Origin of the sequence: Nitratireductor aestuarii (assembly GCF_014641695.1) — a bacterium.
In the GTDB taxonomy this organism is placed as follows: domain Bacteria; phylum Pseudomonadota; class Alphaproteobacteria; order Rhizobiales; family Rhizobiaceae; genus Chelativorans; species Chelativorans aestuarii.
The window spans coordinates 202970-224891 of sequence record NZ_BMIF01000004.1; the positions used below are offsets into that span (position 1 = coordinate 202970).

General features: G+C 58.1%; 15 protein-coding genes and 1 pseudogene. 8 read left to right on the top strand and 8 right to left on the bottom strand.

The genetic code is table 11. From position 1 onward, the window contains the following. Positions 1–57: 57 nt before the first annotated feature. Entirely contained in the window at positions 58–3093 is a 3036-nt protein-coding gene (locus tag IEX27_RS08745; protein ID WP_188720656.1) for a DUF6923 family protein, read from the bottom strand. A 110-nt stretch (positions 3094–3203) separates the two neighbouring features. After that, the gene (locus IEX27_RS08750) at positions 3204–6251 is read right to left on the bottom strand and encodes a CLIPPER-2 domain-containing protein (protein ID WP_188720657.1); all 3048 of its coding nucleotides are present in this window, start codon (positions 6249–6251) and stop codon (positions 3204–3206) included. Positions 6252–6845: 594 nt separating this feature from the next. Between IEX27_RS08750 and IEX27_RS08755 the strand changes: the two genes are divergently transcribed. Further along, positions 6846–7289 (top strand): MarR family winged helix-turn-helix transcriptional regulator, encoded by a 444-nt coding sequence (locus tag IEX27_RS08755; RefSeq protein ID WP_244630295.1) that lies wholly within the window; start codon positions 6846–6848, stop codon positions 7287–7289. Positions 7290–7383: 94 nt separating this feature from the next. Here the strand turns inward: IEX27_RS08755 and IEX27_RS08760 are convergent, their stop codons facing one another. Together IEX27_RS08760 and odc2 are read right to left on the bottom strand one after the other, a co-directional pair. Continuing rightward, positions 7384–8001, bottom strand: coding sequence for a GNAT family N-acetyltransferase (locus IEX27_RS08760; protein ID WP_188720659.1), 618 nt, complete (start codon positions 7999–8001; stop codon positions 7384–7386). Between the two features lie 67 nt (positions 8002–8068). Next, a complete protein-coding gene (gene odc2 / locus IEX27_RS08765) occupies positions 8069–9202 on the bottom strand; it encodes an ornithine/lysine decarboxylase (RefSeq protein WP_188720660.1) in 1134 nt (377 codons plus the stop codon). 624 nt (positions 9203–9826) lie between these two features. On the opposite strand from odc2, the gene IEX27_RS08770 reads away from it, so the two are divergent. The 3 genes from IEX27_RS08770 to IEX27_RS08780 all read left to right on the top strand — a co-directional run bounded on the left by IEX27_RS08770 (position 9827) and on the right by IEX27_RS08780 (position 12520). Continuing rightward, positions 9827–10747: a LysR family transcriptional regulator gene (locus IEX27_RS08770; RefSeq protein WP_188720661.1), complete on the top strand. Its 921-nt coding sequence runs from the start codon at positions 9827–9829 to the stop codon at positions 10745–10747. Between the two features lie 94 nt (positions 10748–10841). After that, complete coding sequence (locus IEX27_RS08775) at positions 10842–11504, top strand: DUF1007 family protein (protein WP_373869872.1); 663 nt, start codon at positions 10842–10844, stop codon at positions 11502–11504. After that, a complete protein-coding gene (locus IEX27_RS08780) occupies positions 11501–12520 on the top strand; it encodes a nickel/cobalt transporter (RefSeq protein WP_188720663.1) in 1020 nt (339 codons plus the stop codon). Before IEX27_RS08775 ends, IEX27_RS08780 begins: the two co-directional genes overlap by 4 nt. Here the strand turns inward: IEX27_RS08780 and IEX27_RS08785 are convergent. Both IEX27_RS08785 and IEX27_RS08790 read right to left on the bottom strand, forming a co-directional pair. Beyond that, positions 12510–12719, bottom strand: coding sequence for a hypothetical protein (locus tag IEX27_RS08785; RefSeq protein WP_188720664.1), 210 nt, complete (start codon positions 12717–12719; stop codon positions 12510–12512). The genes IEX27_RS08780 and IEX27_RS08785 overlap by 11 nt on opposite strands. Then, complete coding sequence (locus IEX27_RS08790; protein ID WP_188720665.1) at positions 12712–13416, bottom strand: GNAT family N-acetyltransferase; 705 nt, start codon at positions 13414–13416, stop codon at positions 12712–12714. The genes IEX27_RS08785 and IEX27_RS08790 overlap by 8 nt, the downstream gene beginning before the upstream one ends. Positions 13417–13688: 272 nt before the next feature. On the opposite strand from IEX27_RS08790, the gene IEX27_RS08795 reads away from it, so the two are divergent. Continuing rightward, complete coding sequence (locus IEX27_RS08795; RefSeq protein WP_188720666.1) at positions 13689–14480, top strand: N-acetylmuramidase domain-containing protein; 792 nt, start codon at positions 13689–13691, stop codon at positions 14478–14480. A 137-nt stretch (positions 14481–14617) separates the two neighbouring features. Then, positions 14618–15259 carry a 2-dehydro-3-deoxy-phosphogluconate aldolase gene (locus IEX27_RS08800; RefSeq protein WP_188720667.1) on the top strand — a complete coding sequence of 214 codons (642 nt, stop codon included), beginning with the start codon at positions 14618–14620 and terminating at the stop codon, positions 15257–15259. Between the two features lie 117 nt (positions 15260–15376). On the opposite strand, the gene IEX27_RS08805 is transcribed toward IEX27_RS08800, so the two are convergent. After that, a complete protein-coding gene (locus tag IEX27_RS08805; RefSeq protein ID WP_373869870.1) occupies positions 15377–17086 on the bottom strand; it encodes a peptidoglycan L,D-endopeptidase MepK in 1710 nt (569 codons plus the stop codon). A 239-nt stretch (positions 17087–17325) separates the two neighbouring features. Beyond that, positions 17326–18789, bottom strand: coding sequence for a sigma-54-dependent transcriptional regulator (locus IEX27_RS08810; protein ID WP_188720668.1), 1464 nt, complete (start codon positions 18787–18789; stop codon positions 17326–17328). Between the two features lie 134 nt (positions 18790–18923). Between IEX27_RS08810 and IEX27_RS08815 the strand changes: the two genes are divergently transcribed. Further along, positions 18924–20765: a M3 family oligoendopeptidase gene (locus IEX27_RS08815; protein WP_188720669.1), complete on the top strand. Its 1842-nt coding sequence runs from the start codon at positions 18924–18926 to the stop codon at positions 20763–20765. Further along, positions 20755–21788 (top strand): annotated as a pseudogene (pabB, locus tag IEX27_RS08820) (aminodeoxychorismate synthase component I). Before IEX27_RS08815 ends, pabB begins: the two are co-directional and overlap by 11 nt. The last annotated feature ends 134 nt before the right edge of the window (positions 21789–21922 follow it).

Consider the following 21922-nt stretch of genomic DNA (forward strand, 5'->3'; position numbering starts at 1 on the left):
ACTTTCTTCCTTCATCGGGAAATGCCTTAAAATAACTGTTGGCGTATAGGTGCAGATTTAATGAGGCGTCGCAGGCTGCAGGATAGCCTGGTCCGATGACGAGAGCATCCGGGCTTCAATTTCCAGCCTGTAGCGATTTGAACGCGTCTTCCACAAGCTGGAGATAGCACTTCTTAGATGTGCAAGCCGTTGTCCCGCAAGCGCTCGCTCGGCCTCAGCGCTGATATAGGAAAGCCGCAAGACAGAGGGCTCAGACTCCAGCATTTGAACGAGTTCCAGGAGCCGACCTTCCCAATCGGGATGGAGCGACGGCTGCCCTGGCAGGAAAGCCGCATCGTTGACATCCAGACGAACAACCCGGCCTACGCTCGTCGCGAAATTTATGCGCTGAACCTTACCAGCCGTAAGCCGCACGGAGCGAGGGTTCTCGCTTATGATGCGATACCCCGTCGGCAATGAACGAGCATCCAGCTTCATGAGATAGGTTGAGCCAACCCGGGCATCGGGAAGATCCGCACACGCGAGATTGAAGCGGCCATGATCATCCGTCGTGATTGCAATGCCGTGTATCGTAACGACCCTTGCACCAGCCACTCCCGGCTCACCGCTGTCCTGGTAACCGTTTCTGTTCCGGTCATCGAAAACCTTGCCGATGACATCACCACAGTCAAAAATGGGATCGGGAATGACATCGACTTCGTCGCTGGCGATGACTGATATGGGCTTGGTGATGTCGCCGGGCTGAAAAACCTGAGCCAAGTTCTTGTGCGTGCCCAGGGTGGCAGTACCAGTGGCAACGAGCACATACTCGATCCGCACTTCCTCCACGACCTTGATGTCGAAGCTCATCATGGCCCCTTCAATCCTGGGCTCGTGGGGTTTCCCATCCACCCTCGCGGAACCTGGCAACAGTAGGAAGCCCTTCGGTGTACGGTCCACTATTGTCACAATGCCGGAGGTCTCTTTCGGCGTCACGGTGATGACGTATGGAACCTGTTGCCCCCGCATGACTGTGGGTAACTGTGCGGTCTTGTTTATCAAATAGCCGGGCAAGGTCGCTATTGCTGGTTTCGGCAGGGGGTAAACAGTAGGTGGAACACCCAGCGCCACATCTTGTGGTGTTTGGGCCGGCGTAAGGACAGTGTTCATAACGCCCCCCTCCAGCCCCGCAGCATTGCCTATGTCATCGCTGGTCAATACGTAGTAGGCGACAAATTCCGCTTCTCCTCCCTCTCGCGGGACGACATGCGACACCGGAGAGAATGGTCCCAGGGTGCCCGTACCCTTCACGCCGTTGAAGGTCGGACCCTCATCAATCGGCTGGAATACGGTCATGTCCACGTTGCCAAGGTTCTGAACCTTGACGCGAAATTCAATGCGTTCGCCGACGTCTGGAAGCTCGTTGGGAATCAGGTCATCCAGAAACGCTGAAGACTTTTCCGTGTAGAGATCAGGCTGGGGCGCCGGAAGCGTCACTTCCGCATTCGCTTCCTCAGAATCAATCTTGGTATCCCCGATATACCCGCTGGCAGACGCCACATTGGTCACCTTTTCAGTCTCAATGTCCTGCGCCGTGAGATAGTACGTGCCCACAAGGATGGACGACTGGCCAGGCAACAGAGTGGCTATAGAGGAGGGCGTGATAGACGCCACCATCGGGTCTGAAATGGTGACGTTCGTAATGTCTACTGTCGTGCCGTTCGAGACGGTGAATGTAAACTCAACAGGCTCGCCCGGCTCGGGCGCACCGTTGTTGTTCACGTCAATCCACTTCCCCGTCTTGATTACCTCCAGCTCGGAGACAGCCGCAGGAGAGCGGGCAATGTTGTTAGCCGGCTCATCGGCGAAATCTGGCGGCACTGTTATCGATGCGATGTTGACGATCTCACCCTTGAAGGCTGGGTCCGTCTGGAAAGTAATCTCGTATGTAACGAAAGCACCCGCCTCCAGCAGAGCTATCGTCGCATGAAGATCGCCTGTCCCGCTTGCAGGCGCACAAGCCGCCGAAACGCTTGCACTTGTGCAAGACCAACTGGCCCCTGTCACACCAGCAGGCATCGGGTCTGAAAGAACAATTTCATCCGCACCCCAGGGTCCCAGGTTTTCCACCTTAAGTGTATAGGTTATGGGCTGCCCCGGGACGATAGCCGACTGCTCGGCTGTCTTTGTAACCGCAATATCTGCAGGAAGGCCAAGAGGAGTTGTCTGGCATTTTGCACCATCCGAACCGCTGGCTTGAACCCCTTTAGCAAGCGGTTCAAGCGTGATCTGCTCCGGATCGCCGGTGGCCAGACCCTTCATCTTCACAAAACTGCCAGCTCCTGTATCATACGCATATACACCATTCATCGCAGCATAAACGGAAGTAAAATTAGCCCCGGGAAGCTGCACCTTTTTCACAGAGGAATATTGTATAGACAAATCTGCTGGATCTATCTTGACTATTCTGTATTCCGTATATGGCGCTCCGGCTATCCGTTGAGTAGATATTCCCCAAAGATAACCATCATAAAGTCCGATGTCGGCAAACGTCATGCCAGCAGTTATCTCAATTGCCGGCTGGATCAATTTAGGCTCTGGTAATTCCGGGTCAACTTTGTATTTAAATAGTTTCTCGGTTGTCGCAATATACATATGCCCGTTGTCGTCAAATTCCGCTGCAATAGGTTGAGTTCCAATCAAATCGGACAAAATAGCCCATACTTGAATAACTCCACCTTGCCCAATTCGAAGGAGCTCCCCAGTCGATGGATAGCTCTTCACTGCGTAGATAAAATTATCCGCGGGATTATACGCCATTGCGTTATATTGATAGGACTCCACTTCATCCACCGAAACAAGTGATAGTACCCCCTCGGTATATAGATCCACCGTCTGCAGAGTAGTCTTCAGAGGTTCATTTGGATTTGATAAGGAAGCCGTGTAGATGTCAGAGTTACACTCAAAGGCCACCGGGAGCGGGCCAGTAGTTGGCGGCGTGACCGGCGGCGTGGTTTGCGCGTGCGCCATCGGCGCGACGAGCAGCATCAACAAGACGGGAGGGATTACTGCAGCCGATGTAATTTTTTTAAGAAAATTGGGACGAATGGGCATCCTGAAATCCACCTTGTCGATTGATTCATCATTTTACTCCAACAATTGCAATGCCTTTAATGTAATACTGAAGTAACCAATCACTATGCCTAACATACTAGGCTGACTCATTATTTATTAGCAAACATTATATTTGACTCTATCTCAAGATGATAGTTATTTGTCTTGACTTTCCATTCCCGAGAAAGATTTTCTTTTACGCTCTTTGACCTTTGAACATGTATGGCCTGCGACGTATCCGCGGTCTTGTAGACGATGCGGAATATGGTTGGCGCACTTTGCAGAAGGTCAACGACCTTGGCGAGCCTGTCCTGCCATTGGGGCTGAAGGTTCACTTCACCAGGAAGGAAGGCCTGGTCATCAATATCGAGCCGCACAACCCGCCCAATCGAAGCTGCAAAGCTTAGCTTGCTGACCTTACCAGCCGTCAAGCGCACTGACCGCGGGTTCTCACTGAGGATACGATATCCCGTCGGGAGGGAGCGCGGGTCCAGCTTCAGCAGATATGTCTTGCCAATGCGTCCTTCAGTGAGATCTGCACACGCAACGTTGAAGCGTCCGTGTGAGTCTGTGGTTGTAAGTGAGCCGTTCAAGCTTGCAATGCGCGCATGCGGTATGCCCTCTTCCCCGGGATCCTGATAACCGTTGCGGTTCTTGTCATCGAACACTGAGCCGATAATATCCCCGCAGTCGAAGACATGGTCCGGGATCACGTCCACGTCGGCCTCAGCCCGGCGGGACACTGGTTTCAGGATCTGCCCCAGCTGATAGATCTGCGCCGTGTTCTTGAAGGTCCCAAGGGGCACCGTACCCGTCACAGCGAGCGTATATTCCACTCGCGTGTCCTTGTCGCGTTCCACATCAAGATCGATGGTCAGCAAGCGCCCTTCGAACCTGGGCTCCACAGGACTGCCAGCGACGCGCGCCGAGCCAGGGACATAGCTGAAGCCGGACGGCAGCTGATCCACGAGCATGGCCTTTCCCGACACATCCACAGGGCGAATCGTGATCACGTAGGGCACCAACTGGCCCCTGGTTACAGTCGCGAACTGGGCTTGCTTGTCGATGGCGTAGCCCGGCAGGGTGAGAACGTTCGGCTCCTCAAGCGGAAAAGGCGGGGCCTGCTTGCCTTCCCGGTATTCCTTCAGAGTCTGAACAGGCGTTTCAACTGTGTTCTGCAAGGCATCCAGGAGGCCAGCGCCTTCAGTGATGTCCTCGTTTGTAAGCGTGTAGAGGGCGGTGAATACCGCTTCCTGGCCAGGCGGGATCATATGCAGATCAGGCGAGAATGCCGAGAGCACCCCCGACATCGGCTTGCCGTTCAACGTTGGCCCGGGATCAATCGGCGGGTAGGCAACCATGGTGACGTTGCCGGCGTTCTTGACCGTGACGGAGAACTCAAGATGCTCGCCTTCATCCGGGAATTCGTTAGCGACAAGATCATCCAGAAATTGCCCGCTTTTTTCAGTCGCAACCTCGGGCGCGGGAGGAAACTGCACTTGAGAGACGGATGGCGGGCTTTCTGTCTCAACCCCGGTGGGCAGAGTCCCGATAGCCGAAGCCGTATTCTCGGTCATCGCATTGTCAATATCTTCTTGTGTCACAACATAGTTCGCCGTGAAAACGGCTACTTCACCGGGCGCCAAGGACGGCACACTGGCGGGTTCTGTCGCAACCAGTGCGTCCACGATCCTGACATCGGTTACAGGCACTTGCCCGTTGTTCGTCACGGTAAACGTATATTCGATGTGGTCGTTGACATTGGCAATGTTTGACTTGTCAGTATCGATCCAGCGACCGACCTTTTCGACCGTCAGGAGTGCCGGGATCTTGGTCACGGATGCTGTTATTGGGCCGTCCGTGGACTGTGACGCCAGCGGCGGCAACTCCATAGTGACAGTATTGACCAAGGGGTCCGTATAGTCAGACGGTACATCTATTTCCACGATAAAGGAAATGGTTATAGGCGGATCAGTATCGTTCTCCCGCGCTGAAATATTAACGACCGAATTCAACGGTCCTGTCCCAGATACCGGACTGCAATCCACCTCGGACTGCTCGCACCTCCAAGTCGCGTTTGTTATACCAGGAGGGAGAGGGTCACTGATCTGTATTTCTGGAAAGGCAAATTTTCCATGGTTTTCTACAACGATCCGGTATTGTGTCTTCTTACCTGGCGCAAACGCCGGCTGCGGATTGTCGCCATCCGGGAATGATTCTTTATTTACCTTGATGTTGCTGGGCAAGGTTAGGTTGGTTGAATAGCATTTGGCTCCATCGTTCTGACCGCTAGGCGCAGCAGCACCTAGATATTGAGAAAGCCCAGTTTCTAAATCAAATTTGTAAAACCCTCCTCCGTTATTATTGCCATAGACGCCATTAGAACCACCAAACATTGCTCCGAAACCGGCGGTTGGGTTATTACCTTTGGGATTTGAATCTACCCTCACATCATATTTCTTCGCGTTTATACTACCACTTACATTAGGGACATTACCATTCCAGCTCACCTCACTCCAAACGGCGGAAGAAAGATCCATTTTGATTAGGAGCATACTATCTACCGCCACTCCGTACAAGAACCCTTGATGGTATGCAATATCAGGCATATTTCCGTCAGTACCAGAAAGGGCCGGCTCTAAAGCAGCTCCTTGAAGCGCGTTAGATTGTGATGGGTTCTTTAGATCGAGACGGAATAACCGTCCTCCTGTATATATATACATCATCTGATCGGGACCGACTTCAGCAGAAACGGAATAGGGAAGCTGGACCGAGGGGACGACATTGGTAGTTCCATCCGACTCAACCCTGATCAGCTCAGCCGTTTGTCCGTTATTTATCCGTCTGAGCGCATAGATGAAGAAGTCCTCTTCGTTGAAGCCGGCAGCATTGTATAGCTCAGCCTCCGTCGTCGGAGTGAGAACGAAATTTTCTTCCACTATCGACACCGTGCTAAGCATAGTTGGGTGTAGAGCGGAATCGGCCTGCATTATATACATGCTGGCAGTGCAAGCCCCGAAACTACCCGCCATCACTCCGTTTCCCTCGCCATCAATAAGGATAGCACCCAATGTTATCGTCGCCCCCACGGCCGACGTGATGGCGCCCCGGTATCCGAAAAATTTAGCCGCTAGCCAGCTGGCTCGAAGTGCATTCATTGTATGCTCCGATAGACACAAAGTCGGTTTTGCGACTTGCGCTTAGCCAATATTCAGCGCGCATAGTGGAAACTTTGGACCTTATTGAAGATAACGTGAGGAGACCTGCGTCTCCGCAATAACAGCGCTCAGAAACGAAAATTATACGGGCCGGCGAAAGGGTGGGGTGCAAAAAGGATAAGTTTCCCTTAGCACTCCTATCTGACATAAAAGCCTTCTCGTTTAAACTAGATACGGAGTATATTACCGTATCAATGATGCTTCTTGCATTCGGCTGTAAAGAACACCTTACATCCTTCAGAAAGAGTGGTTATACACGGATCATCCGAGGTGAACTCCAAGGAAACGATAGCGTTGCCCCTACATCCCAAGCTACCCGCAACAGTCATCAAGACGGAAAATTCATTTTACGCTTGTAATCCTATGTCTTTTTTAGTATGGACAACAACCGCGTATATTAACGTATATATTACTTTGTCATAGTTTAGAGAATACAGTATGCAGAATACGCAAACAGCATCGGAATTTTTTCCGGAGAATGCCGCTCGCAAGAAGGAGCATAGTCGCTCTGACCTGCCATGCACTACATCGTTGTTGGATTTTAAACTGAGGCGCGCCCAACTTCTCGCCTTCCAGGATTTCTCGGAAAGCCTGGCGCAGCTAAAGATCCGTCCGGCGGAATTTTCCGTCCTGGCAATGATTGCCCAGCATCCAGGTCAGAAGCAGACGACAATTGCCGAGAAACTCGGCATCAAGCGAGCCAACTTCGTGTTTCTAATGGACGGTATCGAAAGCCGCGGCCTTGCCGAACGGCGCAAGGAAAAGAACGACCGCCGCTCACATTCCCTGCATCTCACGAGCGAAGGCGAACGCTTCGTCGAGCAGATGACGGCCCTGTGGAGAGAGCATGAGAACAGGATCGTCAGCAGGCTCGGCGGCAGGGAAAACCTCGATCGCCTCATCGTGCTGCTCGACCAGCTACTTGGTCTCGACCGCGAAGACAGCGACGGCAAGCCTGCCCGCCTCGCACAGAGCTGAAGCGCAAGCCTTCAGCTGTCGGCTATACATGACGAGTAAGGTTCGCGTAACCGCGCAACCTCACTCGCCTTGTTTACGTTAGTGAGACGGAACCCTACGCCGCCGCCGTTCTGCGCTTTGCCTGCACGCGGGCGTGCGGGACGAAGTCTCCGCTTCCCGCGATGACGCCTGCGGCGCCTTCAAGCGCACCGGGCTTCAGCTCGAGCGCGAGCAGCCGCCGCTTTTCAAACGGGCCCGGCATTGCAAGCCCGGCGGTCTTCTCGGCGGTGAAGCCGAAGCGGACGTAGTATTCCGGATCGCCCACGAGCAGGATTGCGCCGTGGCCAAGGGTGGCCGCGCGGGCAATCGCATCGCGCATCAGGCGGCTGCCTATGCCGGCGCTCTTCATGGCGGGCTCTACAGCGAGAGGCCCGAGCAGCAGCGCCCTTGCACCGCCCTCGCCCAGCGTCACGTGCCAGAGGCGCACAGTGCCGACAAGCGTGCCATCTTCGGCGCGAGCGACTAGGGCCAGCCCTTCGGCCGGCAGACGGCCGCGACGGATCTTCTCCGAAGACTTGCGCCTGCGCATTGGCCCCATGGCGCGGTCGAGCAGAAGCTCGCGCGCGGCGATGTCGCCGGCAGCCTCAACGTCAACGGTGAACAGCGGAGCAGCGCCGCGGTCTTCAACGGCGACTGCATTCCAGGCAGGATCGATTTGGCGCGCGGCTTCCATGGCCACACTCCTCCAACAAGGGATTTGCCGGAGCCTGCGATCAGGGGACCGCAGGCGACGATTCTGTTCAGATGACGTAAGCCTTGAGGGGCTCAAAGCCATTGAAGGCCACGGCCGAGTAGGTGGTCGTGTAGGCTCCCGTGCCTTCGATCAGCACCTCGTCTCCGATCGTCAGCGAGATCGGCAGCGGATAGAGGTTCTTCTCGTACAACACGTCAGCGGAGTCGCAGGTCGGTCCGGCGATCACGCATGGGGCCTTCTCGTCACCATCGCGCGGCGTTACCAACGGATAGCGAATGGCTTCATCCATCGTTTCCGCCAGACCACCGAACTTGCCGATGTCGAGATAGACCCAGCGAGCCTCGTCGTTGTCCGACTTGCGGGAGATCAGGACAACCTCGGACTTGATGACGCCCGCGTTGCCGACCATGCCACGGCCCGGCTCGATGATCGTCTCGGGCATGCGGTTGCCGAAGTGCTTGGACAGCGCGTCGAAGATCGCCTCGCCGTAAGCCTGTGCCGTCGGAACGTCGCGCAGGTAACGGGTCGGGAAACCGCCGCCCATGTTCACCATGCGCAGGTTGATGCCTTCAGCCGCCAGCTTGCCGAACACCATGCGAGCGTCGCTCAGCGCACGGTCCCAGGCCGACAGGTCCGTCTGCTGGGAACCGACGTGGAAGGACACGCCATAGGCATCGAGGCCGAGCAGGTTTGCGTGACGCAGAACATCCACCGCCATGGCCGGCACACAGCCGAACTTGCGGGAAAGCGGCCACTCGGCCCCGGCACCATCCGTCAGGACGCGGCAGAACACCTGCGAGCCAGGAGCAACGCGTGCGATCTTCTCGACCTCTTCGATGCAATCGACCGCGTAAAGGCGAATGCCGAGCTCGTAGGCACGAGCGACATCACGCTCCTTCTTGATCGTGTTGCCGTAGGAGATGCGGTCCGGCGTAGCACCAGCGTCGAGCGCCATCTCGATCTCGGCCACCGAAGCGGTGTCGAAGGACGAGCCAAGCGATACGAGCAGGCGCAGGATTTCAGGCGCAGGGTTGGCCTTCACAGCGTAGAAGACGCGTGAATTCGGCATCGCCTTGCGGAAGGCCTGGTAATTGTCGTGCACCACATCCAGATCGACAACGAGGCAAGGTCCCTCGGGACGTCGGGTGGCGAGAAAGTCCATGATGCGCTGGGTAGCCATATCAGTTCCCTCATCACGCGGCTTCAGCCGCAAGAAAGCTCAAGCAAACGGGCTAAGCCCGCGGTGGACAAAGGATGTAGCTGTAGGCTGAGAGAACCGGCGGGTGGATGGCGCCGAGTCGCAGTCGCAGCGTACATTTTGAGCTCCCGCCTCGCGGCGAAAGTTCGCTCTGTCTGCCTCAGCTTTGGATAGGGAAGTCCCTTCCGCACTGCCGGCAATGAAGGTGTGCCTCTTTAGTACCCCGGCTTTTGGACAACCGGTTGACACCAGAAAGGCCCGCACCGTCGTTGCTTCAAGATGTCCTCGATCCATCGGTTGGCCGTTGAATCGACTGGAGCGGTTAGGTCCAGGTACCGTACCGGCTTCCTCACCATTTTGAGGACCGGCGGACACCCACAGGCACGTGCGACTTTGGGCAAGGGCGCATATAAGACTTACGACTCCTGCGATCAACTGCAAATTTACCCTGACCAACATTTTTTTGCCGACCGCTTAGGCAGGCATAAGCCTCCCCTGCCTAATTCATTGGCAAACAAGACCTGTTGGCGACGCGTGATCAGGCGGCAATTACGGAAAGGTTATGGTATAAGTCGTTAGCCGACACCGTAACCACAGCAGACCTCCATGGACACACTCACTCGCATGCGCGCGTTTCTTCAGGTGGTGGAAGCCGCGGGCTTTTCAGCCGCGGGGCGGAAGTCGGGGCGGTCCAAGGCATTGCTTTCAAAGTATGTTCGGGAGCTGGAGGATGAGCTCGGCGTGCTGCTGATCAATCGTACGACGCGGCGGTTCTCGCTCACGGAGGCCGGACAGACCTATTACCAGCGCAGTCTGGAGATCGTGCGGGAGATCGACCACCTGGCAGAGACGGTTCGTGATTCGACAGGCGACATCAAGGGCCGGATCAAGGTGACGGCGCCGCGCACCTTCGCAGACGCGGCTATCGGCCAGTCGCTCATCGATTTCGCCGCCCAGCATCCAGAAATCGTGCTCGATATCGACCTGGACGACCGGGTCGTGGACCTCGTGGAAGAAGGCTACGATCTTGCGATCCGCATCACCAAGCTTGCCGATTCGGCGCTGATCGCGCGCAGGCTCGCGCCTTTCCGCATCCTGCTTTGCGCCTCTCCTGCGCTTGTGGAAAAGCACGGGGCGCTGAAGCATCCGCGTGACCTGCAGAATCTCCCCTGCGTGGTCGATACCAACGCACGCTACCGCTACAACTGGCCATTCCGGGATGTGGATGGCAACCTGATTTCCGTTCCCGTCGAAAGCCAGTTCGAAGCAAACAGCCCATTTTCGGTGCGCGCAGCGGCGGTCGCCAGCATCGGCTATGCTCTCATTCCGGACTTCATCGCGCAGCCGGCCATCGAGAGCGGCCAGCTGGTCAGCATGCTGGAAGACTATCTCGATGACGGACGTGGCATCTTTGCGGTGTTCCCGGATCGGCGCCACCTGCCCGCCCGCGTCCGCGTGCTGGTGGATTTTCTCGCGCAATGGCTGAAGCAGCACCCGTCATATAGTGCAGCAGCGCCAAGCGCTTAGTCCCGGCCTCTCTAGGGGCCGTCATCCACAATCCCCAGAATTGCTTTATTCTGCCTCTTTTCTATACAACCTAACCCAAGTCCAACAGAGCGCCCTGCAGATGAAGCGTACAAAGCCATACCTGTTCGCGGGCACGATGATGCTCACGGCCCTTGCGCACGAAGCTCGGGCGCATCCGCATGTATTTGCGGAGGCGCGGCTCGACGTCATCGTGAACGGTGACGGCGGGGTGGAGGCGCTGCGGCATGTCTGGCGCTTTGATGACATGTTTTCCAGCACGGTGCTGGTCGATTTCGACCAGAACAAGGACCTCAAGCTCGATGCAGAAGAGCTCAAGGAGGTTGGCTCGGTGGTCCATGAGTCGCTGGCGGACTTCAACTATTTCCAGATCGTCATGTCGAACGGCAACGAGGTGGAGATGGAAGCTCCGCCGGAGATGATGGCCGACTTCACCGACGAAAACCAGCTCATCCTGCTGTTCGAGAGCAAGCCGAAGGAGGAGTTGCTTCTCAAGGGCACGACTAGCTTCGGGATCTACGATCCAACCTTCTACACGGCGCTGGAATTTCCCGACGACGACCACCTGCAGGTGGAGAACCTTCCCCAAGGCTGCAAGCTGGCGGTCATCCGCCCCGATCCCGACGAGGCGATCGCGCAGAACCAGGATATGCTGACGCCGGACTTTTTCGAGGACGCATCAAACAACGATATGGGCAAGATCTTCGCCACACGGCTGGAGGTAACGTGCGAGGGATGACGTTGGGTAGAGGGTTCAAGAAAGCAGTTTTGGGAGCACTGATCGCGGGAGCGGTTCTTGTTGCAGGACCCGCTATCGCGCAGAGCCCCCTCGGCATCGGCACTGCAGAGCCGGCAGTAGCGGTTTCAGGTCCATTTGCCGGGCTATTCCAATGGATCAACGACCACCAACAGGCTTTCTACCGTTCATTGACGAACGCGCTGCGGGCCATGCGTGATGACGGGGCAAAGCTCTGGATTCTGATCGGGCTCTCGTTTGCCTATGGCGTCTTTCATGCGGCGGGGCCCGGCCACGGCAAGGCGGTCATCTCGTCCTATATGCTGGCGAACGAAGTGGCGCTCCGGCGTGGCGTCGCCCTGTCCTTCGCCTCGGCGCTGCTGCAGGGGATCACGGCGATCGTCGTGGTCGCCGCCGCTTTCCTGTTCCTGCGCGGCACCGCCGTATCCATGACCGACGCGACGCATTTCCTTGAAGTCGCAAGCTTTGCGCTTGTTGCGGCCTTCGGCGGCTGGCTGCTCTGGCGGAAGCTGCGGAGCATGGTGGCGACGTCTGGTGCAAAACACCATGATCATGATCATAATCACCACAACGATGGTCATCATCACGATCACCATTGCGGCCATGACCACTCGCACGATGCGTCGTGCGGCTGTGGTCATTCGCATGCGCCCGATCCGAATAGGCTTGGCGGTGAAAAACTGAGCTGGAAGGCAGGCTGGTCAGCGGTAGTCGCGGTCGGCATGCGCCCGTGCTCCGGCGCGCTGATCGTGCTCACCTTCTCCTTCCTGAACGGGCTCTGGCTCGGCGGGATCGTCTCCGTCTTCGCCATGGCGCTCGGCACAGCCATCACTGTTTCAGCGCTGGCGATCCTCGCAGTCTACGCCAAAAACCGCGCCGTCGCGCTGGCTAACGGCAGATCATGGGGCAACTGGGTGCACCACGGCATCGAGCTTTGCGGAGCGTTTTTCGTGCTGGCTCTTGGCCTGCTGCTTCTCGGCGCGAGCCTTACTGCCTAGGGCTATTCCTCTTCTGGACCCGGGCGCGGAGCCAGAAGATAGCAAAGAATGCGAGCACGAAGAGCACGGCGAAAGCGCCGGCAGCGACTACAGAGAGGTCGCCAAGCGCAACCATGATCGTCGGCAGGAAGTAGGCCAATAAACCAAAGCCGACGAGGATGACGGCAGCTGCAATCGCGGAACGCTTCTGTTCAGTCATTTTGGGCCAGCTCACTCCTGATTGCCTGCAAACTCTTGCGCTGTTGCCCTTCCCTATCGAAGTTTTCCGCAGAAAGCCAAGCTTCATTCGTCGCACGGATCAGGGGCCATTCGCTGTCGATGATCGAAAACCATGCAGTGTCACGGCTTTCGCCCTTCACCACCATATGCTGGCGGAACAGCCCCTCATAGGTGAAGCCGAAGCGGAGTGCGGCGCGCTTCGACGGCTCGTTGCGGTCGTTGCACTTCCATTCGAGGCGGCGGTAGCCGAGCTGGTCGAAGATCAGGCTCGCCGTCAGGTGAAACGCCTCCGTTGCAAGACGGGTACGGCCAAATCCCGGTCCCCAATAGATACTGCCGATCTCCGCAACGCCATTGGCCGGATCGATGCGCATGATGGCCTGCCGACCGCCAACGCGGCCCGTGGCGATTTCCACCAGAGCGAAGAAGAGCGGGTCCTTTGACTGAGAGGCCTTGTCGAGCCAGGCCTGAAATTCATCACGCGATGCGGGAGGATAATCGCCAAGATAAAGGAACCGCTCGGCGGCATCCTCGACGCTGGAGGCTGCGTAAAGCCCGTCCCCATGCTTCACCGGGTCGAGCGGCTCCAGCCGCACGTAGCATCCGGCAAGAACCTCTCGGGGCGGAAGTGGCCTTGGAGTCCAGCCTTCGAGCTTCTGGTTTTCGGACACTCTCATTCTCCCCTTTCCCAGCGTTGAATGCGGGTTAATCACTATCATCCGCCCATCTGAATAGCCGTCACTGGCATATGCCATTCCTGGCCTCATGCCTAGCTGCTGCAAAACCCTCTGGATCAAGCGGGGGAAAAATTCACCTGCCAGCGGTCCCATAACAAGAGAAAACCAAGCCGCAACAGGTGCCTGGCACCCTTCCGGCGACATTCCTCGCGCTATCGTTCCCCCTGCCCACCCGGACCTCGCAGAATGTGCGCTGTGCAGGGAGCCCGCGCATGTTCTCAGAAGCAATGAAAGAACTGATCACGACGGCATCCATTCTCTGGAAGGTTGATCCGGATAGTCTGTTTGCCGTTATCGAGGTTGAGTCCAGCGGCAAACCGCTGGTCAAGGTGCAGGAGCGAAGCGAACCAGCCATTACCTTCAACAAGCACCACTTCTACCGACGGCTTTCAGGCGCAAAGCTTGAGACGGCAATTCGGGAGGGCCTCGCGCTCCCGCATGATGAGCCCAACATCAACCCGGTTACGCAATCCGCCCGTTGGCGGATGCTGGCAAGAGCCATCGAGATCGACCGCAAGGCCGCTTATGAAGCGACCTTTTGGGGCATGGGCCGTATTCTTGGCGCGCACTGGGCCTGGCTCGGCTTTGGCAGCGTGGACGCGCTGGTACGCGAGGCGCGCGTTGGCCCGCAGGGGCAGCTCAGCCTTATGATGCGTTTCATCGAGAAGGCGGACCTGATCGGCACGCTGCGGATGCAGGACTGGGAGCGCTTTGCGCTGAGCTATAGAGGGCCGAGCGACGATCACAGCGAATATCGGAAGCAGCTGGCGCAGGCCTATCGCCGACAGACATCCAGGCGCAGCGGTCAGGCCCAGCAAGGATCTCAACCGGAATGCGCATCGGCGGCCAACAAAGAGCTTCCCCTCGCCTGTTTCGTTGAAGCCGAAGCCGCTGATGAGGAGGTTCCGCAGATATCAAGCCGCTGCGAGACGACACACGGGAAGGGGGTCTCCACCGCGCTTCAGAGGGCCAGAACCTGGATCGATCAGCTGCGTGGATCGTAGCGTTTGAATGAAGCGATACCCCACGTCGGCCGGCGAGGGGAAAATATCTGCACGGATCGTCAACGGACGCCGGAAGGCTTTCCAGATTGGGCCTAATTGCCTTAAGAGAAGGGCACGGTCTTCCATGGAGCCTTTCAATGAAGAACAAAACCGAGAAACTGCTGGCGCTTCTCGACGGCCAACCCGTCATTCCCGTCCTGAAGATTGGAGACGTCGCACATGCCGTGCCTCTCGCACGCGCCCTTGTTGCAGGCGGCTTGCCGGCAATCGAGATCACGCTTCGCACCCCCGCTGCACTGGACGCGATTCGTGCCGTGGCAAAGGAAGTGCCGGAGGCGGTCGTCGGTGCAGGCACCATTCTCTCCGGCGAAGATTTCGTGAAAGCAGCGGACGCTGGTTCGCGCTTCATCGTTTCACCCGGCTCCACGCCGGAGCTGCTCGAAACCGCCGAGAAATCCGACGTGCCGCTTCTGCCGGGCGCGACCACGCCCAGCGAGATCATGGTGCTGCAGGCACGTGGCTATGAGATCCTGAAATTCTTTCCAGCGGAACAGTCGGGCGGACTGCCCTTCCTGAAGGCGCTGGCATCTCCGCTTGCGGCCATTCGTTTCTGCCCGACCGGCGGAATTTCGCTCAAGAACGCACCGGACTACCTGGCTCAGCCCAACATCGTCTGCGTCGGTGGTTCCTGGGTGGCGCCGGACGCCGACATCGAGGCTGGCAACTGGCAGCGCATCGAAGAACTGGCGCGCGAAGCCTCACAGCTCAAGAAGCGTTGATCGACTCTCGAAGTCTGGCAGCTACAGAGCCTGAAACAAAAACAACGCCGGCTGGTCTCAGTCGGCGTTGTTTTTTCGTTTTGAAGCATGCCCGCAGTGAACCTGCGGGTATCCCTATTACTGGAACTTGGCAATCGGCATGAACTGCACGGCCTTGCCGGAGAAGCGGCGAGCGTCGCCAGCGTTGGCAGTGCGGGTGAAGCCGGTCGTGTAGACGGCGGTCGGAGCTTCAGCCAGTCGCGAAGAATAAGCGAGCGTCGCGATCTGATCCGTCTCGGCAACCGATGCCTGCTCCATGAGAGCCGCCGGGACTCGAGCGGTCACAGGCTTGACGTTGGGCTTCGGCGCCCGCGGCAGGTCCTGCGCGCTCGGGCGGCTGCCCTTTGGAGCAACCTTCGGCGCGGTAGCGATCGGACGAGCGGTTGCGCCAGCTTCCATCAGGGCGAGCTGCTTGGACGCGCCCACCGGCGTGCCGGTTGCAACGGGCTGCGTCGGCGTCTGGCTGGAAGCAAAAGCGAGCGCGACTTCCTCGGCCTTCTCCGGAACATTGGCAACGGCAGGCTCAGCCGGCTGGGTGTTCAGCAAGTTGGCAATGACGTCGACCGTCTTCGGCATTTCAGGCCGGCGCGACGGCGTGACATACGCAACAGCCGGAAGCGTGATGCTGCTGTCGGTCGCCGCCGCCATCGCAACCTGCGTTGCAGGAGCATAGTCAGGGCGCTGCGTCGGAAGCGGAACGTTCGTCGCGGCGAGCAGGGCTGCCACTTCATCACTTGCGGGTGCCGGAGCAGCCGCTGGTGCAACCTCCGCCGGCGCTACTGCAGCCGTCACGACAGGCTCAGGCTCGGCTGCCAGCGGCGTACGGCGAGGTGCGGACTGCGGCAAGGGCAGTGAGGTCAGCGAAGCGAGGATTGCAGCCGGAGTTTCCGGCTCTGGCGGCTGGATCTGTTGCGGCGACGGAGCAATGGCAAGCGGTGCAGGCGCCTGCTGCGGAGCGGGTTGCGGAGCAGGAGCAGCGGCGCGCTGGCGGGCCGGAGCTGCCGAGGCAACCCTGGTCTGCGCGGCTTCGGCCATATCCTCTTCCTCCTCTACGCCACCGCCAAAGATACGGGCGAGAAGGCCGCCACCACGACGGCGACGCGTGGTCGTGTCGTCAGCAACGAGAATCGGGGCGCCTTCCTTGCGGTTCTTGAGCATTGCGAGCGCCTGCTGGTAGCCGGGCAGCGGCTTGCCATCGGACGGAACGTGGACGGTCTTCCCATCAGGGAACACGGATACAAGCTCCTGACGGCTGAGGCGCGGCCAGTGGCGCACGCTCGCAACATCGAGGTGGACGAAGGGCGATCCGGACTTCGGATAATAGCCAACGCCGCCAACCTGCATCTTCAGGCCGAGATTGCGCAGGTGCGCCAGCTTTACGTCCGGCAGATAGAAGTCGATCGCACGGCCCTTCATGTGCTGGCTATTTTCCGCGACACCCTTGGAGCGCGAACGAAGCTGGCCGTTGGTCGCGGGCGAGCGGTATGCAGAGAGAACGTGAATGTAGTCGCGCGAACCGGAAGCGCGGTAAACTTCCCACAGCAGGTCCATGAGGCGCGGGTCCATGTTGGTGGACTCGTTGCGGCGCCAATCGCGCAGGAAGCGATTCAACTGCTGCAGACCGCTCTTAATGAACCGGCCATCCTTCTTGTAGGTGATCTCGGCACGTTCCTTCGTGTGAACGAAGTACAATTTCAGAGTGCGGGTCTCCGCACTGGCCGCCGATACCAAACTAAAGCAAATTGCCATCCCAAGGAAAAGACCGGCAGCCAAATGGCGTATACGCATGCGCCCTCTCTCCGATTGGCGAAAATTTACGTCATCGTGTTTCAAAATGCGGCCTTACGGCTGGTGTTGTCCCCGCGAGAGCGCATGCTCTGCATTATAAAGTCTCAACCATAATGGTTAATCGAAACTTATTGTAGCAAAATTGAACCTGGACCGTGGCAAGAAAGTGACGCATCCAGTCCGAATCGTTTCATGATGAACAGTTTGTTAATCCACCAGAAATGAGGTCATGCGGGAATTCATTCGACGTCATCAAAATGCTTGATTCCCAGCTCCTTGAGCTTGCGGTAAAGCGTTGATCTTCCTATCCCCAGCCGCCTGGCGACCTCGCTCATCTGCGAATCGTAGCGGCTGATTGCAAAAAGAATCATCTCGTGCTCGACCTCTTCCAGGGAGCGGACGTGTCCGTCTTCAGTCAACGCGGAGATCATGCCAGCCTCAGCCGGATCCAAATGATTCACTGCGCTGGCGTAATATTTATCCAACGAAACGGCGGTCGCCGGTGGCTGACTGCCACCAATTCCCTCAACCTGTGCCCGGATCTGCGGAAACTCATTGACCGTGAGAATGCCGCGATCGCAGAGGACGATGGCGCGGAAGATGGCATTTTCCAGCTCACGCACATTTCCCGGCCAGTCATAGGCACCCAGAAGATCAAGCGCCTCCGGCGTGATCTCGGTGATCAGCGTCCCAGGAACAGTCTCTGCAAAACGTGAAATGAAGCCTTCGACAATGACGGGTATGTCCTGCCTGCGCTCACGCAACGGCGGAACGTAGATCGGGAACACATTCAGCCGATAATAAAGATCCTCACGGAAGCTGCCTTCGCGCACCTTTTCCTGCAGGTTCTGGTTGGTTGCCGAGATCAGGCGGATGTCGACCTTGACCGGACTTCTGGCGCCGATCGGCTCAACCTCGCCTTCCTGGACAGCCCGCAGCAGCTTCACCTGAATGTTGGCCGGAAGGTCGGCAATCTCATCAAGGAAGAGCGTGCCGCCATCTGCCTCGACGAACTTGCCGAGGTGACGCTCGGTCGCGCCCATGAACGCCCCCTTCTCGTGGCCGAACAGGATGCTCTCGACCAGATTGTCAGGGATCGCGCCGCAGTTGACGGTAACGAAGGGCTGGCGGTTCCTGCGGCTCGCATGGCCGATAGCGCGGGCGATGAGTTCCTTGCCAACGCCCGATTCGCCCTCGATCAGTGCCGGAATGTCTGATGCGGCAGCCTTGCGGGCAAGCGACAGGGTCTTCTCCATCACCGCACTGCGGGTCGCAATGTCATCGATCTTGACGACCTTGGCCGGCTTAAGGCTGTTCTTCTTGTGCTGAAGCGCCTCAACCTTCAGCGCGCCATTCAGGGCTTCCGAGAGCCGGTCCGGCGAGACCGGCTTGACCACGAAGTCAAAAGCGCCGGCACGCATGGCGGCAACAGCGGTTTCGATACCGCCGCTTGCCGTCTGGACGATGATGGGTACGCGCAGGCCGCGCCGGTGCATCCGGCGCATGACTTCCATGCCATCCATGCCGGGCATGACCAGATCGAGAACGATGGCGCGGAGCCTGGCAATATTGCCTTCCGTCAGCTTCAGCGCGCCGTCGCCGCTGTCGGCCGTCACCGGGGTGAAACCGAGCTTGCTGACGGTGGCTTCGAGCAGCCGCCGCTGCGTCGGGTCATCGTCCACGATTAGAACCTGATCGGCCATGCGGTAGCTCATCCCATACAAAGTCGCCCAAGCAAGCGTTACCAGCTTGGCACAATATCGCCACATCTTTAAACACTGATCACCAATCGGGCGAATAAATCCTTGTCCTATGACAAGCCGTTAAGGAGATTTGCATGGGTCTGCACTACGCAAGCAGCGATACTGCCAGTTCAGCAGCCACGACAGACGCCAAGAGCCTCGGTGATCTGCCTGAATGGAACCTCGCGGACCTCTACCCCGGAATGGATAGCCCGGAGTTGAAAGCTGATCTGGAGCGGCTCCAGAAGGACGCCGCTGCTTTCGAGAAGACCTGGAAGGGTCGTCTGGCCAACGAGGCCAAGAAAGGCGCGGAAGGAAAGCTGGGCGAAGCCTTGCAGCAGTACGAAGTGCTGTCTGAACTGTTCGGCCGTGTAGGCTCTTATGGCGGGCTGCTCTACTTCGGCAACACCACGGATCCCGCAATCGCCAAGTTCTATGGCGACCTGCAGCAGAAGCTCACCGACGGCAGCACCCACACCATCTTCTTCGCGCTTGAGCTCAACAACATCGACGAGGACCTGATCCAGCAAGCCTTCGATCAGGACCCGTCATTCGGCCATTACCGGTCCTGGGTCATGGACCTGCGCAGAGCCAAGCCTTACCAGCTTGACGACAAACTGGAGCAGCTGTTCCACGAAACCTCGTTGACCGGCGCCGGCGCGTGGAACCGCCTTTTTGATGAGACGCTCGCAAGCCTGCGCTTCAATGTGGATGGCGAGGAGCTTCCTTTGGAGCCGACCCTGAACCTGATGCAGAGCCCCGATGGAGAGGTTCGCCGCAAGGGCGCCGAGGCCGTGGCCGAAACGCTCGGCGCCAACATCCGCCTGTTCACGCTGATCACCAATACGCTCGCCAAGGACAAGGAGATCTCCGACCGCTGGCGTAATTTTGAGGATGTCGCGGATTCCCGCCACCTGACCAATCGCGTCGAGCGCGATGTCGTGGATGCGCTGGTAACAGCGGTCAAGGATGCCTACCCGCGCATTTCCCACCGCTATTATGCGATGAAGGCCAAGTGGCTGGGCATGGACAAGCTCAACCATTGGGACCGCAACGCTCCGCTTCCGGAAACCCCGCAGGCCATCATTCCCTGGGACGAGGCGAAGGATACGGTGCTCTCCGCCTACAACGCCTTCTCGCCCCAAATGGCTGACATCGCCCGGCAGTTCTTCGACAAGCGCTGGATCGATGCGCCGGTGCGTCCCGGCAAGTCCTCCGGGGCTTTCGCACACCCTACGGTTCCCTCGGTGCACCCCTACGTGATGCTCAACTACCTGGGCAAACCGCGGGATGTCATGACCCTTGCCCACGAGCTCGGTCACGGCGTTCACCAGGTACTTGCGGGGACACAGGGTGCGCTCATGTCGGAAACGCCGCTGACGCTGGCGGAAACCGCGTCCGTGTTCGGCGAGATGCTGACGTTCCGCTCGATGCTTGATCGCACGACCAGCAAGCGTGAGCGAAAAGCCATGCTCGCGCAGAAGGTCGAGGACATGATCAACACGGTCGTGCGCCAGATCGCCTTCTACGAGTTTGAGCGGAAGGTGCACACCGAGCGTAAGCAAGGCGAGCTGACCTCAGACGACCTTGGCAGGCTATGGCTCTCCGTCCAGCAGGACAGCCTGGGGCAAGCGGTCGAGATTCACCCGGGTTACGAGACCTTCTGGGCCTATATCCCGCACTTCATCCATTCACCGTTCTATGTCTACGCCTATGCGTTCGGCGATTGCCTGGTGAACTCGCTCTATGCAGTCTATCAGAACTCGGAAAAGGGCTTTCAGGAGAAGTACTTCGATCTCCTCAAGGCTGGCGGTACCAAGCACCATTCGGAGCTGCTCGCCCCGTTCGGCCTGGATGCGAGCGATCCGAGCTTCTGGCACAAGGGTCTGTCGGTCATCGAAGACCTGATCAACGAACTGGCAGCGCTTGAAGACTGAACGACGCCACGTTGCGCTGTTTCGCAACGATCTGGGAGGGGAAAGCTTCCTCTTCCAGAACCCGCGCGAGCTCATCATTGCGGAAGAGCCCGGGGAGCTGCTGCCAGGTCTTGAACGGGCGGAGCAGGCCCAGCGCGATGGGCTCTGGGTAGCCGGCTATATTTCTTATGAAGCGGGTTACCTGCTCGACCCGGCGCTGACGGACCTGCTTCCCTCCCAACGGGACTGTCCGCTTCTGGTACTTGGGACTTTCGACGCGCCAGATACAACGTATGAACCGCAGGCGGACGTCACCAGATTGCGCTCTTCCATTTGCTGGCGAAGACGCAGCCGGTCCGCCATTCCGCCTTCATCGACCTGGATGGGCCCACGATCCTGTCGCGGTCGCCCGAGCTCTTCTTCTCCGTGTCGCGGAGCGGCTGGATCGAGACGTTGCCGATGAAGGGAACGATGCCGCGCGGCTCGACGCCTGAGGAGGATGAGGCCTACCGCAAACACCTTCGTCGCGATCCGAAGATCCAAGCGGAAAACCGGATGATAGTCGACCTCCTGCGCAATGACATGTCGCGGATCAGCGAGGCCGGCAGCGTCGACGTTCCCGACCTCTTCGAGGTTCAGACCTATCCAACCCTGCACCAGATGGTGAGCCGTATCCGGGCGAAGCTCAGGCCAGACACCGGGCTAATGGAAATCATGCACGCACTTTTTCCCTGCGGTTCAATCACCGGGGCGCCGAAGATCAGCGCCATGCGGATCTTGCGCCAGCTGGAGGATACGCCACGGGGCGTCTATTGCGGCGCAATCGGATGGGCTGCACCCGACGGAACGATGAAGTTCAACGTCGCGATTCGTACGATGTCACTCTTTGCCGATGGGCGCGCCACCTACAACGTCGGGGGCGGAGTGATCCTCGATTCCACAGCTGAGGCGGAGTATGATGAGTGCCTGCTAAAGGCGCAGTCTATTGCAAGGCATTGTGATGGGGGGATTGCACGGTCGCCCGTTATCCACCGGAAGTCTTGAGCGGGGTCGTGCATCCCGCTTGACGTACGGAGGATCTGGCGATTTGGGGTTCTGGATAACCAATGGCAATTCTGCAACATTATCGTGCGCTAAACATTATAAGCATCGCCGGTGCTTGATTTTTAGTCGGATAA

What these genes read in the sequence shown, in the direction of transcription:
- odc2 (WP_188720660.1), bottom strand. Translation starts at nt 9,202, where the DNA reads ATGGCTACCCAGCGCATCATGGACTTTCTCGCCACCCGACGTCCCGAG.
- IEX27_RS08780 (WP_188720663.1), top strand. Translation starts at nt 11,501, where the DNA reads ATGACGTTGGGTAGAGGGTTCAAGAAAGCAGTTTTGGGAGCACTGATC.
- IEX27_RS08795 (WP_188720666.1), top strand. Translation starts at nt 13,689, where the DNA reads ATGTTCTCAGAAGCAATGAAAGAACTGATCACGACGGCATCCATTCTC.
- IEX27_RS08810 (WP_188720668.1), bottom strand. Translation starts at nt 18,789, where the DNA reads ATGGCCGATCAGGTTCTAATCGTGGACGATGACCCGACGCAGCGGCGG.
- IEX27_RS08800 (WP_188720667.1), top strand. Translation starts at nt 14,618, where the DNA reads ATGAAGAACAAAACCGAGAAACTGCTGGCGCTTCTCGACGGCCAACCC.
- IEX27_RS08805 (WP_373869870.1), bottom strand. Translation starts at nt 17,086, where the DNA reads ATGCGTATACGCCATTTGGCTGCCGGTCTTTTCCTTGGGATGGCAATT.
- IEX27_RS08760 (WP_188720659.1), bottom strand. Translation starts at nt 8,001, where the DNA reads ATGGAAGCCGCGCGCCAAATCGATCCTGCCTGGAATGCAGTCGCCGTT.
- IEX27_RS08770 (WP_188720661.1), top strand. Translation starts at nt 9,827, where the DNA reads ATGGACACACTCACTCGCATGCGCGCGTTTCTTCAGGTGGTGGAAGCC.
- IEX27_RS08815 (WP_188720669.1), top strand. Translation starts at nt 18,924, where the DNA reads ATGGGTCTGCACTACGCAAGCAGCGATACTGCCAGTTCAGCAGCCACG.
- IEX27_RS08750 (WP_188720657.1), bottom strand. Translation starts at nt 6,251, where the DNA reads ATGAATGCACTTCGAGCCAGCTGGCTAGCGGCTAAATTTTTCGGATAC.
- IEX27_RS08785 (WP_188720664.1), bottom strand. Translation starts at nt 12,719, where the DNA reads ATGACTGAACAGAAGCGTTCCGCGATTGCAGCTGCCGTCATCCTCGTC.
- IEX27_RS08790 (WP_188720665.1), bottom strand. Translation starts at nt 13,416, where the DNA reads ATGAGAGTGTCCGAAAACCAGAAGCTCGAAGGCTGGACTCCAAGGCCA.
- IEX27_RS08745 (WP_188720656.1), bottom strand. Translation starts at nt 3,093, where the DNA reads ATGCCCATTCGTCCCAATTTTCTTAAAAAAATTACATCGGCTGCAGTA.